We start from the raw sequence: 17561 nt of genomic DNA on the forward strand, positions 1-17561 counted from the left end.
ATCCTTAAACCCCCAGAAGAGCAAGGGGGTCTCGCGCGAGCCCCCCTTTGCTTTTCATCTTATTTCAACCCCATATTGGACATGACATCTACTTCATTTGCGTTTTTATACCACTCGTTAACTTCCTCGGTAATCTGTTCGCCGCCCTTCTCATGCCACTGCTTCACGAAGTCATCGAAAGCTTCGATCGGCTCTTCGCTGTAAATAATCTTCGTGAAGGTTTCCTGCTCCATCGTAGTCAGCTGTTCCCAAGAGCTCTGCATCGTTTTTGTCGGCGGGCCGTTAAAGGCGCCAGGAAGCAGCACTTCGCGGTTTTCATAAGAAATGACATAGCCGGCTTTAGTCGTTGGATCCGCCGCGTTCGCGCGGATCAGGACGCCGGTATTCGGCTCGGCTCCATTGGCCAGGTCGTAGAACGATTTCCCCGGTCCGTCTACGCTCGGCGTATTTTTTGTAAAGGCCATTTTGCCGACGCCTTGGACCGCTTCAAGCGGCTTGTTGAATTTTTGCGGATCGAACGTAACCTCGCCGTTCACCATATCGTAGTCGTACCCTTGCGCATAGCCGTATTTGAAATCGCCCGTGCCGAACGCCGCGTCATACAGCTTGTCGTAGTAGAGGAAAAACGCCTCCATATTGTTGAAGTCCTTGTTGAACATAAAGACGCCGTCGTTCAGCTGTGCGGACTGATACGTTTTATCGCCGTTCACGCCGTTGATCGTCGGGTACACGCCGACTTTGGCGCCCGATATATTTTTCTCGACGTCCATGACGCTGCCGTACAGCCAAGGACGGCCGACGATGATGCCCGCTTTGCCTTCCGTGAAATCGGCAATGGCGTCCCACGCGCCTTTCGTTGCCAGCTCCTTGTTCAAATACCCTTGGCTGTACCAGTCGCGCAGCTTAGCGAGCGCCTCCTTGTTGCCCTCATGAACCGAGCCGTAAACGATCTTGCCGCTGCCTTCCTCTTCATACCAATGCCTTGGAATATGCTTGCCTGTGTAAGCGCTGAAAATCATAACAGGGTCGCTGACCCAGCCGGTGTTATAGGAATCCTTGCCCGAGAACGTGAAGCCGTACGTATCCTTCGCGCCGTTCCGGTCCGGATCGTCATTCGTAAACGCGGCGATGACCCGTTCGAATTCTTCGATTGTCGTAGGTGCCTTAAGGTTCAAGTTGTCCAGCCAATCCTGGCGGATCAGCATCACTTCCCCTTCCGTCAAATTCGGGGCGATCGCCATGCCGTACACCTTGCCGTCTTGAACGACGGGATTGAAGGTGGTCGGATATTCTTTGTAAATGTCTTTCAACCGTTCCGGCATGTATGTTTTAATATCTTCCGTTATCTCTCTCACGCGTCCGGATTGAATGAGATCGTTGGCGAGCATCGTGTCATAGACCGGGATGACGTCCGGAAGCTTCTCGGAGCCGGTCAGCGCCAGCCGAAGCTTATTGTTGTATTGGCCGGCATCGCCGCCGAGAAGGGTCGTTTCGATTTTAATGCCCAAATTCTCTGCGCCCCATCGCGTCAGCACATTATCGTTCAGGCTTTCGCCTTCCAAATATTTACCGGCGTTTTCATCAAGCTGCTTCGCAATCGTTATCGTAATAGGAGGATCGTATTTGCCGTCCTTTAGCGTCGAGGGCTGTTCCTGAGACGGTGAATTCCCGCCGGAGCTGCATCCGGCAATCAACGAAGCGGCCACCATAACCGCAACCAATAATCCGCTAGCTTTTTTCATAGCACTTCCCCTTTTCATATGGATGATTTACTCTTTCACGGCGCCAAGCACAATTCCTTTAATGAAATATCTTTGCAGAAACGGATAAACGAGAATGATCGGCAAGGTGCTGATAAAAATTTGCGCCGCCTTTATGCTCTGCTCCGCCATCGCTTCCACTTCCGACTGGCTCATCGCCATGCTCTGGGCGTTGCCCTGGACGACGACCGTTTGCAGAAACGACGCGAGCGGGTAGCTGGTCGTATTGGACATGTACAACAGCCCGTCGAACCAGGAATTCCAGTGGCCGACCATAATAAACAAGGCGACGGTCGCGAGTCCCGGAAGTGACAGCGGCAGATACACTTTTCGAAAAATAACAAAGAAGGAGGCTCCGTCAATATGCGCCGCTTCCTCCAGCGCCTTCGGGATCGTTTTGAAAAAATTCATCAGCAAAATCAAGTTGTAAGCCCCGAACGCGCCCGGCAGCACCAGCGACCAGATCGTGTCCTTCATCCCGAGGCTCGTCACCAATATGTAAGAAGGAATCAGACCGCCGGAGAACAGCATCGTAAAAACAAAAATCCACATTAACGCGTTCCGGCCGCGAAAGTCTTTGGATAAAGCATAGCCGGCGGTCGTGATGACAAGCATGCTGATCGTCGTGCCCAGAACCGTCCGGATAACGGAAATCAGCATCGAGCCTGTAAAATTCGAGTTGTTGAACGTTTTAATATAAGCGTCGGTATTGAAATCGACCGGCCAAAAGGATACCAAATTGCCGTTAATGGCGGCCTTGCTGCTGAACGATTGCGCTAACAGATGCAGCATGGGAAGGAAGCACGATAACGCGACCAGAATAAGGAATATATTGTTGAATAGCGAAAACACTTTATATCCCTTCGTTTTATGGTACATGTCGTCCCCCCCTTTCTAAAAAATCCTGTAGTTGGCCAGCTTGTAGGCAAGCCTGTAGGAAATAACGATTAGGATGAAGCTGATGACGGATTTGAACAAGCCGACGGCCGTGCCGAACCCGTATTGTCCATTTAAGAGGGACGAGCGGTATACATACGTATCAATGATATCACCTGTGCTGTATACCAGCGGGTTATACAAGTTGAAAATTTGGTCGAAGCCCGCATCCAAAATATTGCCGAGACTGAGCGTTGCGATGACGATAATCATCGGCATCATGGAAGGCAGCGTAACATGCCAAATTTGCTGACGACGAGTCGCTCCGTCGATTTCGGCCGCTTCGTAATAGGAAGGATCGATCCCGGCGATCGTCGCCAAATAAACGATCATGCCGAAGCCGAAGTTTTTCCACAAATCGCTGATGACGATCGTCGGTCTGAACAAAGCAGGGTCGCCTAAAAAGTAGACCGGCTCGATACCGAAGAGGCTGGTCAACAGATGATTAATCCCGCCTTCCAATCCGAGAAGATCGATCATCATGCCGGCGACCGTTACCCAAGACAGAAAATGCGGCAAATAGACGAGCGTCTGGATGCTTTTTTTGATCCCTACGTTGCGGATTTCACTGAGCAGAATAGCCATTACGATCGGAACGATTATACCGACAATAATTTTGCTCACCGCAATGATCAGCGTGTTCACTATCGCTTGATTGGCGTCCTCGTATTGGAAGATCCGCTCGAAGTTGTCCAGCCCGATCCAGTCGGAGCCCGTAATGCCAAGCCAAGGCTTGTAATCCTGGAAGGCCATAAGCAATCCGACCATCGGGCCGTACGCAAAGATGGACACGAACGCCAATGACGGAATACACAGCACGTAAAGCGGCCAATTGCGCTTTATTTCCTTGCTCCAAGGATTTTTCCGGGGATGATATAATTTCGTCGTGCTTTTCGGTTTCACATCGGGTGTCGTTACGTGGTCGATAGTCCTTCCCTCCTGTTCCAGTCTGTTGAGATCTCAGAAGTAATCGTAACAGAAAGCGCTTTCTCGGCGAAATGACACAATCTGAAGATGATGGCCACTACGTAAACAACTTGATAAGCGCTTACATTTTTATGCCGCAAGCCGCTTTTTCTTTTTTTACTTTCGTCTTATGATGAAGGTAATCCAAATGACCGGAACCAGCCATTCGCAAAGGGGATCCTCATGCTGATCAAAAACGTAACGATGAAACGGTTCATTTATTTTTTCATTTTTTTTCTGCTGGTCACGCTGAGCCTGTTTTTTATTATGAATAAGCTCAGCTCGAAAACGGTAGAGAACAGCTTAATTAACACCTCCAAAGGGCAAATCGAATACACGAACCGCATTTTGGAGGATATTGTCGCGGAAGCCAGCCTGTACGGAACCCGGTTTGCGGCCGATAACGACGTGCGCTTCTTTAAGAGTCAGCTTCAGGAGCTAAGCAACTACGACTATCAAATGAAAATGAACGAAATTCGAACAAGCCTGGAGGATATTTTGATCTCCAGCCATGCCATCGATTCGATCGGCATTTACTGGCGGTTTGACGGCACCTACATCACGACTTCGCATGATCCTCTTTCCGTCCAGCCATTCAAGGACATTTCCGAGCGGGGCTGGCGAACGGTCAACAACTCGTTATATTATTTCGCCTTATATCCGTATTTTCGGGAGCCCGGGAAGACGGCTCCGATCGAGTATGTCGTCGGCGTTCAGCTCAAAACGGACTATTTGAAAAATGTTTTGGAAAATGCCATAAGCGGCGAAAGCTCGAACGCTTTCTATTTGGTGAATAATAGCGTCTTATGGAGCAACCGGAAAGTGGACGGCAATATTGCGGAGGCGGTCTCTCGCGTCGCAAAAGCGGATACGCCCGAAACGATAAAGTCGGATTTTCGCTCCAGAGAAGGCGACTACTATATCCTTTCGAAGTATATTCCGGCGATTGACACGCATTTGATCACGTATACGAGAATGAGCGATTTCCTGGATCCGCTTAACCGGAACCGGCATGTGTTCAATATAAGCATTTTTGCGATCCTGCTTCTGGGGCTGTACGTCATCTACTTGTTTTACCGAAATTTTTACCGTAACGTCCATCTGCTTCAGAAAAAATTTCACCATGTCGAGCAAGGGAATTACGGCACTCGGATTATGCACAAAACAAAAAACGAGTTTTCGGGTCTATTCAATAGCTTCAATCACATGGTTTCGGAAATTCAAGGCTTGTTCGCCTCCTTAAAGACCGAAACGGAATTGCGGCGGAGCGCCGAGCTGAAGCAGCTGCAGGCTCAGATCAACCCGCATTTTTTATATAACAGCTTGTTTTTTGTCATGTCGGTCGCCCATTCTTCGCCGGACTCCGTCATCCGGATGAGCAAGCATCTGGCCGCTTATTACCGGTACATGACGAAGCTGGAACGGCAGGACGTGACGTTAGCTTCGGAATTTCAGCTTGCGGAGCATTATTTAACGATCATGTCGCTCAGCAAGCAAATCCGCTACGAAATCAGCCTTCCTCACGAGCTGTCGGATTGCCCGGTCAAGCCGCTGATGATTCAGCCGATCGTGGAGAACGCGATTCAACACGGCATCGAGGAGCGGCAAGGCGCTCACCAGGTCGTCGTGCGGGCCGAAAAACAGGATAACGGGATACTCATTACCGTCGCCGATGACGGCAAAGGACTTGCGCCGCAAGAAATCGCAAGGCTCGAAAGCAGGATTCAATATGAGGCTTCCCCCGAAGGAACGCGAGGGGTCGGGCTTTGGAATGTGTATCATCGGTTAATTAATGCTTACGGCGATTCGAGCACGTTACACTTCATTCAAAACGACTGGGGCGGATTAACCGTGCGGATGCATATCGCGCTGCAGCCTGAAGAAGGAGGTCAACATGCGACTGTTGATTGTGGATGACGGTCATTATATCGTCGAATATTTAAAGCATTTGCTGGACTGGAATAGCTTCGGCATCGGACAGATTGAGACAAGCACCAACTCGGTTGAGGCGAAGGACATGCTGAGCCGGAACCATTACGATATTCTCATTACGGATATCCGGATGCCCGAGGTTTCCGGCATCGATTTGCTGGAGCACATCCATGCCTGTCATTTGAAGACCAAGGTCGTTTTTTTATCCGGGTATTCGCAATTTGACTACGCCCAGAAAGGAATCCGTTTAGGCATTCTGGATTATATTCTGAAGCCTGTCGATAAAGAGGACATGGAAAAAGCGATGGAGCAGGTTGTGAAGGCAGTCCGAGCCCAGGCGCCGCCGGCTAAACCGGTCGATTGGAGCAATTTCGACGGTTTAGGTTTTCTACTCTCTGTTCTCAGCGAGGGGTCCGGTACGGATAAGGAATATAAACTATACGCAGACCTGCTGGAGAAGGAGCAGTTCCGCTTTTTTAGAATGACGGAGCGGAAAGAAATCGATGAGGCGACAATTCGCGACCTTGCGGGCGAGTTCGAATGCTTTGTCTGGTCGGCAGAATCGATGCTCGCCGGAGCGGTGCCGGAGTCCGCCTATGAAGCGATCGCCGGCCGGATGAATGACATTGTTTTTTCCGAGCCCTTTCGATTCGCTCATCGAAACAGCGTGCGTCATCTTTTTTATCCGTTTTTTTACAACGAAAATGTGAGTGTGGGCGATTTTGCCTGGCTGCGGGATGCCGAGCCTTTCCCAAAAGCGGTGGAGAAGGAACAGCTGCGCAGACAGATGCTTAAAAAATTCGCCCAGCTGGACGCTCGAATCAAAAAGCTAACTTATCTGATCGAGCTCCTCTATTTCTTATATGGAACAGACGGGACTTTAACAAGCAATGAAGCTGCCCGATTCATGTTCAGCAAGCTGCGCGATCCGGACGGCGCGCTCCAAGCGATAGCGGAAAGCTTAAGTCAATGCGAAAAAAACAAAAAGCTATCCAACGACACGATCATCCGCCGCGTACAAGCGTATATCGACACGAATCTTAGCGACTGCTTAAGCCTGGATGAGCTGGGCGAGCATGTCCATCTTCATCCCGTCTATCTATCCAAGCTGTACAAACAAGCAACAGGCGAAAACCTGTCATCCTACATCGCCATGAAACGATTGGAGAAGGCTTCCCGCTTGTTGACGGAATCCTGCCTTCATGTCGCGGATATTGCGCAGCTGGTCGGATACAAAAAGCCGCAGTATTTCATCAAGCTGTTCAAGGACGAATTCGGCATAACGCCTCAACAGTATCGGAAGCAGCGCCGCTAATCCATTCCAAAACCGGTTTTCCCTTGACGCCGGTTTTTTTCACTTTTATCACATTTGTTCACTGTCCGACCGCTCTTTTTTTCACGATTCAGATATCGTTCCACTATTGCGCGTAAGCTTGACCCGATATAATGGAGCAAAAAAGTGCACCATAATGAACTTTAATTACAAAGGGGAGGTTAACATTGAGACTGAATAAAATGAGAAAAAACGGTAAGCTCTACGTCAAAATGTTGCTGGCCATTACCCTGGGAATCGTACTCGTGCTCATCGCGAGCTCATCCATCTATTATTTTACGTTTGCCCGCATTCTCCAAAACAAAGCGTTCGAATCCGATCTTAGCAATTTAACGCAGACCGGGCAGTCCATCGCCAAAACGACGGGCAGCGCGCAAACGGTCGCTTTCCAAATTTATCGGAACAGCTCCATCGCAAAAATTTTATATTATGAAAATCCGAATCCATTCGATATACAGGGCGCGATGATGGATTTAAAAAATTATTTGAATTCGATGCCGTTCCTTGAATCGATTTACGTCTATAATGCGGCGCAGGAACGATTCTACATCGTCTCCCAGAACGGGCAAAACGGCGTTGTTCCAACCGACGCGCTGACGGATACAGGCATGAACGAAATATTAACCGATTATAAAAAATATAAAGCCTTTGCGCCCATCCCAAGAATTAAACAGCCTGCCGCGGATGGAGCAGCTGGAACTCCCGTCTATACGTATTTATGCTACGACGCGATCGGCCTGGACCAGACCATGAACTCCGCGATTATCGTCAACGTATCCGCCGATTGGATCAATCAAGGCACGGGAAGCGGCTCGAACGGCAAAGAGAGCATGTACCTCATCGATGACCGCGGCGTCATCCGGTCAGTCGAAACGTTAGCCGAATATTATGCCGACGAACAAAGCATGGACCTCATTCGGGGCGCCGATCCGATAACGAAGTCGAATTTTATTATCGCCGATTTCGAACAAGTCAAATCGCTTGTTACGTTTACCGCTCACGATCAATTCGACTGGTATTATGTCCGGATTACGCCCTATGACGAGGTCGTCGGCGAGATGAAAGGCATCCGCGCCAAAACGCTGCAAACGGCATTTTTCATATCGCTGGCAGGCATTCTGCTGGCATGGTTTTTGTCCAAGTACCTCTATGTTCCGATTAATAAAATGGCGCTTCGCATGGAGGATTTGGAGTCCGAAAAGCGCAACAGCAGCTACACGATCAGGCAAAATATGCTGCAAAAATTAGTTCAAATCCAGGAATTCGATCCGCACATCCAATTAAATAAGCTGAAAAGCGTTGGCATAAGCTTCGATTTTACCCGGCCTTATCAGCTGGCTTATTTGCGAATCGACCACTTCGGCACATTTAAAGAAAGAAGCCGAAAGGATATTGTGACCTATAAGTTCGCCATTATGAATATCGGCACGGAAATCGTCTCGCAGCACTACCGCGTCGAGTCGCTGGACCTTGAAGATGACGGAATCCTCATGCTTCTTAATGCGGGAGGCGAATCGGACAGCCTGCCCGCTTCCGCTGCCGTCATCTTCAAAGAAGTCCAACAAGCTTGTATGGAATATTTGCAAATCGGCGTCACGGTCGCGGTTACTCCGGTTACGGACGATCCGCACCGGCTGCACGAATTCGTCAAGCAGGCGAAAGAAGCCTCCCTCCTGCGATTTTTTGCGGGCAGATCATCCATTATCGAAACGAGCAGCCTTGCGAATGACCTGAAATCCTACTCGTTCCCGGTCAGCAAAGAAAAACGGATGATCGAGGCTTTGATGGCCGGCAAAACAAGCGATGCAAAGACGCTGTTTGCGGAGATTATGCAGGGCACGTCAGGGTACCCGATCTCGGCCGCCGTTCTGGCAGCCAAGCACTTGAATGTGGCGCTGCATAATATGCTGGAAGAGATTGAAAGAAACGGGTCTCTCCAGCTCGGCTTCGGCACGGAAATCGTTGTTCCCGGCTTCGAGCATTTCGAGACGCTCGAAGAGATGACGGCCGCGTTTGACGACTTCTTCGACTCTTTAAAATCAAGAATTGTCGAGAAGCGGAGCGGCAGGCAGGAGGAGCTGATCCGTAAAATTAACGACATGATTGCTGAACGTTATATGGACTCGAATTTGAGTCTGAATTACATTGCGGATGCGCTGAACATGTCAACCTATCATATTAGCCGGGTTTATCGCCAACAGACGCTTACGACCATCGTCGACGTTATTAATCAGGTCCGCATGGATCATGCCCAAAAAATGCTTCTGGGCAGCGATGCTCCAGTATCGGAGATCGCGGAAAAAACCGGCTATACAAGCAGCTCTTATTTCCACCGTATGTTCAAGAAGCTATACGGCGTGACCCCTTCGGAATTCAGAAACGCGAAGAGCGGGTAGCTGCAGCAGGAGCAATGAAACGGGCCGCGGACAATTGTCCGCGGCCCTGCTCGGCATTTATGGAAGGAGATATTGTGCGTCTCGAAGCAGAATCGAAGCCGCTTCGCTTGAAATGTGCTTGCCGCTCTGCGCGTTGACTTCGTTCACAAAGCTTTCCAGATTGTTATGCTGCAGCTTCTTGAGAAGACTGTTGGCGATTCCCTGATTATCGATCGCTCCGCCTGCTTGGAACTGAAGGATCAGCTGCTGCATCGACTCCAGGCTCGTTGTCGTCTCAAACGTCATGATGGCCTTGGCTTGATTGCCCGCCAGATCCGCCGCGCTAATTTCGAGAACATGCTGCCCAAGCGTCAGCTCATACATCGAGATGACCTTGCCGTTCTCGATAGGGACGCCATCCAAGGAAGCCGCGATAGACGAATCATGTACGCCCGATAACGAATCTTCCGCCATGAATGTTACCGTTGCCGTTTCGGAGCCCATGTAGCCTCCTTCCTTCAGACCTTGGATCTCAATCGCCGGCGCTGATTTGTCGATCTTGACCTGAGCCGTGCGCGGTTCTTCCCTATTGCCTGCAGCATCCACGCTCCAGTACGTAACGGCATGCGTTCCTTCCTCCGTTAGAAGAATGGTATTCCCGCTTTGTTCCGGTCCGCCATTTACAGTGAACAAGGTCAACGTCACATCCGACTCGTCGTCTTCGGCTTGCAGCGTAACGACGACATCTTGATTGACCCATCCTTCCGGAGCATCGTCGATTGTCGTTGGAGGCGTTTGATCGGCTGCGGCCGAATAGATTTGCACTTCTACGAGCCCGCTTCCCCAGCCGTTGCTGAGCGCATTATTATTTACGCGCCTGACCTCATTCACCTTGAGCTTCACATACCGGTAACGTCCGCTCAGCTTATCCGAGTTGAAGCCGGCCCACATATTCGTGCTGTTGTCGACCAGCAGCGTCCAGCTCTCGTTATCCGTAGAACCGAATATCTGATACCGGTGGTACATTTCCGAACCGTTATAAAGCCTGTAAGCTACGTCGATTCGCGCTAAATCATATTCGGCTCCCAAATCCATCGTATAGTCATACGGAGCGGCAAGACCGCCGAAGAAGTGGGTTCCGTCGCCCGATGTTCTCAGATTGAAGGCGTATCCGTCATTCGCCTTCTCGATTCCTGTGACGGCATCGTTATTGGTAACGGTCGCGTTTTTGCCTTGCGATACAAGCGTTAACGCGGGAATCTGCACGTTTCCTGTCGCCGCATCCAGCTTCCACCCCGGCGTATAAGCAACCCGGGCCGTATGCTCCGCTTGGTCAAACGTGATCGGGAGCCACACATAACGCGAATCGGATAGCTGGCTAGACCGCCATCTGTCCCCCATATACACATATGCGTTCGAGCCGTCCGCGCTGGTCAGCTTCATAATGTTGGTCGGCTGGCTGTAATACGTGCTGTTGTTGCCAAACGCGTATTTCTCAACAATCAGTCCGTCCGCTCCTTTAACTGGCGTCCAGCCATGCGGATCCGTTAGATCGGCGTTGTAGCTTACGGTGCCCTGGTTCGGCAGCCAGCCCGACTGTCCGGAGGATATCATGTAATAGCCGTCATCGGTTCGCACAACGGCCGGCGCCTCGCGCCCAACGCCCTCATAGAAGTTGTAGGATTCAAAGTCGGCCGCTTTCGTTGCAGGATCGCTGAACGTATAGGTCGTAAAATCCACATCGGTATATGCTTCATTCAACCGGTGAATTCGCATGGAATGTCCTTCCGACGAAACCAGATAAGCCGCCCCGTCCTCTTCGGCAAATACCGTGAAGTCGCGTGAGACATACCCCATTTGCGAAACGTCGCTCTGGGCACTGGACGGAACGGCAACCTTGATCCCGCTTGATTTATAATATTCGGAATCGAGGAATACGCCGTTGTCCGACCGCCAGTTGCGCAGCTTCCCGCCCGGGCGCCAGTGCCCGAGGAAGGTATACGGTCCTGCGACATGGTCGGCCGTCGCAACCGCAACTTGGCTGCTGGAGTAGCTGCCCGCTGTTTCCCAATGCCCCCAGAGCACATATTTTTTTGTTTTCTCATTATAAAGCAGCTTAGGCCGTTCCCATTTGTTATCCAGAAGGCCGAATTCCGCGCCCTCCACGGTTTGGGAGAACGGAGTCAGAATATCTCCCTCATTCGTCCAGTTCACTAAATCGCGCGAAGAATACAGCGACACGGCATGGAAGCTTGCGCAATTGTGAATTTTATTTTCTCCTACCCAGTAGTAGATGGGTTTGCCGTCTTCCGCCGTTTGCTGCAAGAAGCCGCCCCCGTGAGCTTGGATCGGATTTCCTTCCGTATCGTACCATATCTCCCCGACCGGCACGCCGGCTTCCGAATAGTTCACCACGTTTTCCGGATGCACGACCTGCGCCCATAGGAAAGCTTCGTCCAGTTGCAGAGCCGCCCGGTCGATTTCCCATTGCGTCGCGGAAGGATCGGTCAGCTTCGCCTCGGCATTCGCAAGCGCGGCCGTTATCGCCTTCCACGTCGCGTTCGTGTAGTCCCCTCTAGCCGTGTCCTTTTTCTCGTCGTACTTTGCCTGAAGCGCCGATTTGTCCAGATGCGGCGTGCCGAAAACGGCCAGTTCAATAATGCCGTCGGCCCATGTCGCGCCCTGTCCGTTATGCACGTTAATAATTTGATTAACGGTTAAACGAACATAGCGATAGTGCCCCGAATCGGATATCGGATTGGTCACGAAACCAACCACATTGTTGGCTGAACCATCCGCAAGCTCCGTCCAGCTCTCGTTATCCAAGCTTCCTTCTAATGTATAGCGGTAGACGGCATCGGAGCCGTTAACCTCTCTAGTGGTCAGGTTGATTTCAGACAGCTCGGCGGCTTGCTCCAGATCAATTACAATATGATAGGGCAATGAAGCGTGCTGCACGCGCGGAGCCGACGCCAAATCCGCTCCGTCCGTTACGGCTTTAGCATCCAGCCCTTGGGAGTCGACAGCCCTCTTCCCCAAAGAGAGATATTGTCCGGACTGGACCGGAATCATCCCGTATACAGGGTCCAGGTCCAGCTGATGGAACCAGTCGGCCGTCGCTATTCCTTGATGGAAAACCATCGGGAACAATCTTGCGTAAGTGCCCATCGGGTCTTTAAAGCTGCCGGCATATTGCGCTCCCCAGTGGTAGCCGTTCTCCGCAAACGCGATTCGCCCGTTTGCCCCCGTCCATTGCCTTACCCCGTTCGCCTGCGTAGCAAAGGTAGAACCGTTGCCGATCGGTCTCAGCGGCGTCCATTCCCCGTCGATAGACTCTGCGGAGGCATATTCCGCTTGGCTCGGGTACCAGCCGTTAGCCGTAGAGCCGAAGAAATAATAACGGCCGTCGTATTTCATGACAGTCGGCGATTCTTTATGCTTGCCCGCGAATACCATATTGACATGCTCAATGGGCTGTTCCCAGTCCGCATCGAGTCGAACGACGGCGATATCGCTGTTCGTGTTCGTTGCGAAAAACAAATAAGCGGTATGGTCATCGTCCACAAACAGCGACATGTCGCGCGAATCCATGTCAAACGGCCGGCCTCTGAAGGTCGCCGAAAAGTCGCTGCCGCCTGGCGTTACCGAGCCAAGAAAGACGGCTGCACGTCCGTACCCGCTGCTGGCTTCCTCATGGGCGACGAAGACGATTTTCCCGTTATTCGGATTCAGCCGGTAGCCTTCCATCTCCACGCGCATATCTTCGAAGGAGCCCAGCAAACGATCGTTGCCGTATGTGCGTCCGTCGGTCCCCGTCTGTTCGTATAGGCTTGTCGTCACAACCCCCGTAGCGCTGTCTTTTACGCCCTTGTAAACATAGTGATACCAAGTGTCGCCGACTTTAACGCCGTAGGTGTCCCCCTCTCCCAGATTGTCCGCGCCGGTATAGTTATTTTTCTTTTGCGTAACCGCCGAAGCGTCATAGGAGAATGTACGCACCGTATTCGTCTCGGCAAGCGCGATCTGCTTGCCGCCGCTGAAAGCGGTTATGGTGTACGTGTAATCCTTCTCAACCTCGAGTCCGTATTCATCTACGGTATCTCCGTAGGTCCTGTTGATCAGCGTATCGCCGCGATAAACCTCATAATAGTCTGCGCTTGAGATGACCGGCCAAGAAATTTTCACATTGTTGACCGTGTCTTCCCCATCCAAGCGAAACACGTTTGCGGTAGCCGCCCATGCGCTGCCGAAATAATGGACGCTTGTAACCGCGCTCCTATTCCCATTTGGCGCAATGGCAGCCGCTTTGACGGTTGTGCCGTTCACGACCTCAAATGGCTCCGTATACGGGATGCTTTCCACGGTTGGATCGGTTCCGTCGACGGTATAATAAATGTACCCATTCCCTGCCGGATGCGTTATCGTAACGGGGCCATAGATTTGTCCGGCAGCAGGCGTAATAACCGGCGGAATATTCGTAACCCGGTATTCGATCATATCTGCTGACGAAAGAGCCTTGCTGAAGATTTGAACATTATCGATTAGTCCGGCATAATATTCGCCCGATCCCCAGTTGCCTTTCCCGACTTGAACAATGCCGCCGGACGCGCCGACTATATCGGGTAAAGCATGACTGCTCGCTGCCGCGGCTACGAGTTCTCCATCGATATACAGCTTGCTGTCCTCCGCTGAAAGGACGACATCCACATGCTTCCACTCCGCGCTGCCGCCGGCTTGCGCGCTCTCTGGACGCGAACCGCTGTTGTTATACCGCTCCAGAGTTACGGAGCTCGGCGTATCTAGAATGCCGAGATAACGTTCGCTCAAATACGTCTGCGCGGCGGTATTGGGAGCCGCGAAAAACGTCCAGCCGGCGCCCCCGCTCGCCTTGCTGTCGTACGAAATTGTCATTTCGTGAAGACCGGCGAGAAGCGGCGTTCCGTCTTCCTTCGTTACATTCAGCCAAAATGTGTTCCCCAGATTCGCCGCTTTTCCGTTTCCTTGGAAAGAGTCGGCATAGCTGGCCGTCCCTTGAACGGCAGCTTTCGCTCCGCCGCCAACAAGCCCTTTAGCCGCATCATCGAAATTGAAGTCCGCAATTAAATAATCCCCCGCGTCAATCGGCGGCACCACAACCGTATAATCCTGACTGTAGCCGAACCAGCTCATGGTCAGAATCACTTGTTTGGCGCTTGCGCCCTTAGCCGGACGATGGATAACGCCGGCGCTTGGATCAATAACGCTTGTGTCGCTCGAGGTCCAGACGATGTTGGGATCGCGAAACAGCGACATCTCGCGAAGCTCCATCCCGTCGGTCAGCGGCTTCATCGCAAGCAAGTCGTTCCAGGTAAACCCGCGAATTTCATTCGCCAAATAAGACGCCGCATGATCATTAAGCGCGTCGTTAAAGATACGGACATCGCGGTAGTGAGAGTCGAGATTGGAGAAGGTCGCGATCGTACGGTTCAGCCGGAATACCCCGTTGCCGATTTCGTCTGCGCCTATGCCGTTGGAAGAGGCCTCCGCCGCCTTAACGCCGTCGACCCAAACCGTCAGCTTGCCCGTACCGGCTGTGCCGTCTACCGAAATGGTATAATTGTGCCACATATCGGCTGCCGGCGCCGGGAACGACGCAACGACGGCGTCCGTTCCGCCTTGCTTCAGCACGACGGCGGCCGTACCGCTGCCATAGTATGGCCGAAGCGTAATGTTCGTGTTGTTATCCTTCCCATAAGAAAATAGCGTATTGACGGCGCTGGTCTGGCGCGTCTGCGTCCCGTTCAACTTCACATGGAACGAAAAAGCGATTTGATCCCCCGTTACAGGAGTCCCCGGATTGGTTCCCGCAATATGTCCGTCATTCGCATTGCCCGGGTTAACCAATGAGACGAATTCCGCTTTCCAGGACGGAAAGCTGCCGGACAGCGTCTGTGCCGGATTAAGCTTATTCTGATATTGATACGCGCTATTTAACGGGTAATGCGCCACCGTAACCGCGTCAAGCTCGCTTACATCGAAGTCCGCGTTCGCCGCCGCGCCGGTTGGCAGCATAACCGCACTCATGAATACGCTTACAATTAATAGCATGAGAAATGGCTTTCGAAACGTCAGCCCGGCATGATTCCTTAGCCCAGAATACATGATCATTCTCCTTTCGTTTTTTCACGAATGACAGCCGTCCAGCAGAAATGATATCCCCCCTTGCCTACATTATGGTTTTCAGCCATTCTGAACAATCGCTTCCACCAAGAGTATAATCGGTTCGTCCCTTGCGGGTAAATTGAACATACCTTTCATGTATGCACAAAACTGCGATCCGCCTGGTCAACAAATTTGATTTGTATGAACAAAAGCCGCTTTTTAGCGTCACACTTGTCTGATCCAATAGAAAAACCGCCCGAAGGCGGCTTTCCTGTGTAATCTCTAAAGCTGTACCCGCTCCATCCATCCTTCATGGTCGAAGGTTAGCGGAGTGATGCAGGTTTCGCGATGAAACCCCTTCCCATCCGTGAACCTTGTGAGAGGCGTAACGAACCGGTGATACGCAATGTAATAGTTATCGGTGCCAGGCTCCTGAAGAATCGAATGATGAGCGGTGCCAAGCATATCTTTTTCCTTGTTTTTGGCTAGAACGACATGACGGTACGTGATCGGTCCGTACAGCTTCTCCGCTGTGCCGTACTTCACATGATAATCCTCGCTGCCGGTATCGTCGCAAGACCAGGTGAAATGGTATAGGCCGCCTCGCTTCAGAACGGTGATCGCTTCCCGGAAGTCTACCGCGCCCTCTACATTTTTCATCGTCTCCTCCACAATCGAAACCATATCCTCGCCTAACTGCACAATGGCGGCGTGACTGTTGCCGAACAGCAGGTAAGGCGTGCCGTCCTCCTCGATGAAGACGGACGGATCGATTGTCTGCCCCATCCGAATGCCAAGCCGGTCCATCAATCCCATCGTAAGCAGCGGCTCCGGCTCAGCGCGGAACGGACCCGCCGGATTATCGGCAACCGCAACGCCGATGGCGCTTTTTCCGTCGTGCATTTTACCGCAGAAATAATAATAGTACTTGCCGTTTTTGCTGGCGATCGCCGGAGCCCATGCGCTGCCGACGGCCCAAGGAACATCCTCCGTCGCAAGATCCAAGATGACGCCTTCATCCTTCCAATTTCGCATATCCTCCGACGAAAAGACATGAAACTGCGTGCCCGACCAGCCGGTGAAGCCATCGGTTGTAGGGTACAAATAATAGCGGTCCCCGAACTTCGCAAGATCCGGATCGGCGAACTGCCCCGCCAATACCTGATGGCCGTCGCCAAAGGCCGCGATCAGGCGATGGCATTCCTCGGCGGTAATCGGAAGAACGCCGCCGTGGCGTTTTTTCGTTTTCCCCAAATGGTAGGCCCCATCCGGAAGCACCTGGAACTGAGCGTTCCCCAGGTCGGAGGTTACCAAAGGAAGATAGCCCTTTCCTTCCGCGTAACGGTCCACAATGAGGCACCACTCCTCGCGGTCGTTGAACTTATAGATTTGCGGACCTTCCACGCCCATCAGCGCCTCTAAAACCGGCGAGCTTAGCACGGCAAAAGAATCCTTGTCCAGCGACGCACTTTTTTCAACCCGTATATTTTTCGTTGTTTCATCCTTCGAAAAGCGGTAATAGCTGCCGTTATGAGCGATGATCGTCGTATCGATGATGTGGTTTTCCCTCTCGATATACTTCTCGGCCGGGGTGAAGCTGCGGAAATCTTTGGTGCGGGCGCTGTAAATTTTATGCTTCCGCTCCGTTTCATGCGGCTCCTGCGTCGCGGAAGCCCAGAATACAAGGAAATTATCCGCCGCTTCGTCATAAATAGCTTCCGGCGCCCAGACGCAGCCGGCGCCGGGAATGCCGACCGTGACGGCCCATGGCTCCGACCAATGCACCAGATCAGCGGATTCCCATACGATCATATCGCGGCTCCCCGCGTTCACTGCGGCGGACCAGCCCTTTCCGCTCGCGATGCGAAGATCGGTGGCGATCAGATAAAATTTGTCCTCTTTGGGGGAACGCACGAGAAACGGATCTCTCACGCCCTTCTCTCCCAGCTCGGAACGGAGAACCGGCAAGCCCGCGTTCAAATCCTTCCAATGAAGCCCGTCCTCGCTGTACGAGAAATAGACCTGCTCGCCGTCCGCGTCCTCGCCGATAAAATGCGCAAAGAGATAACCCGAAAATTTGCGATCCTGTTCATTCAAAGTGATGTCCTCCCTCTCTGT

At 51.9% G+C, this 17561-nt stretch carries 8 protein-coding genes; 3 read left to right on the plus strand and 5 right to left on the minus strand.

Translation table 11 applies throughout. The features are described from left to right. Nucleotides 1–59: 59 nt before the first annotated feature. From D3P08_RS05095 to D3P08_RS05105, 3 genes are read right to left on the minus strand one after another with little or no spacing between them, the layout of a single operon-like run. Nucleotides 60–1742: a type 2 periplasmic-binding domain-containing protein gene (locus D3P08_RS05095; protein WP_119598355.1), complete on the minus strand. Its 1683-nt coding sequence runs from the start codon at nt 1740–1742 to the stop codon at nt 60–62. Nucleotides 1743–1769: 27 nt separating this feature from the next. Next, nucleotides 1770–2639, minus strand: coding sequence for a carbohydrate ABC transporter permease (locus tag D3P08_RS05100; protein ID WP_119598356.1), 870 nt, complete (start codon nt 2637–2639; stop codon nt 1770–1772). A 15-nt stretch (nt 2640–2654) separates the two neighbouring features. Beyond that, entirely contained in the window at nt 2655–3599 is a 945-nt protein-coding gene (locus tag D3P08_RS05105; protein WP_240647313.1) for an ABC transporter permease, read from the minus strand. Between the two features lie 246 nt (nt 3600–3845). On the opposite strand from D3P08_RS05105, the gene D3P08_RS05110 reads away from it, so the two are divergent. The 3 genes from D3P08_RS05110 to D3P08_RS05120 all read left to right on the plus strand — a co-directional run bounded on the left by D3P08_RS05110 (nt 3846) and on the right by D3P08_RS05120 (nt 9323). Next, nucleotides 3846–5579 carry a sensor histidine kinase gene (locus tag D3P08_RS05110; protein ID WP_240647315.1) on the plus strand — a complete coding sequence of 578 codons (1734 nt, stop codon included), beginning with the start codon at nt 3846–3848 and terminating at the stop codon, nt 5577–5579. Then, nucleotides 5557–6909 carry a response regulator transcription factor gene (locus tag D3P08_RS05115; protein ID WP_119598357.1) on the plus strand — a complete coding sequence of 451 codons (1353 nt, stop codon included), beginning with the start codon at nt 5557–5559 and terminating at the stop codon, nt 6907–6909. Before D3P08_RS05110 ends, D3P08_RS05115 begins: the two co-directional genes overlap by 23 nt. A 185-nt stretch (nt 6910–7094) precedes the next feature. After that, on the plus strand, nt 7095–9323 hold the full coding sequence (locus D3P08_RS05120) for a helix-turn-helix transcriptional regulator (protein ID WP_119598358.1): 2229 nt from the start codon (nt 7095–7097) through the stop codon (nt 9321–9323). Between the two features lie 57 nt (nt 9324–9380). Here the strand turns inward: D3P08_RS05120 and D3P08_RS05125 are convergent, their stop codons facing one another. Beyond that, a complete protein-coding gene (locus tag D3P08_RS05125) occupies nt 9381–15443 on the minus strand; it encodes an OmpL47-type beta-barrel domain-containing protein (RefSeq protein WP_119598359.1) in 6063 nt (2020 codons plus the stop codon). A 282-nt stretch (nt 15444–15725) separates the two neighbouring features. Then, nucleotides 15726–17540, minus strand: coding sequence for a glycoside hydrolase family 43 protein (locus tag D3P08_RS05130; protein ID WP_240647317.1), 1815 nt, complete (start codon nt 17538–17540; stop codon nt 15726–15728). Nucleotides 17541–17561: the final 21 nt, after the last annotated feature.

It is taken from the genome of Paenibacillus nanensis, from assembly GCF_003583765.1.
Classification (GTDB): Bacteria; Bacillota; Bacilli; order Paenibacillales; family Paenibacillaceae; genus Pristimantibacillus; species Pristimantibacillus nanensis.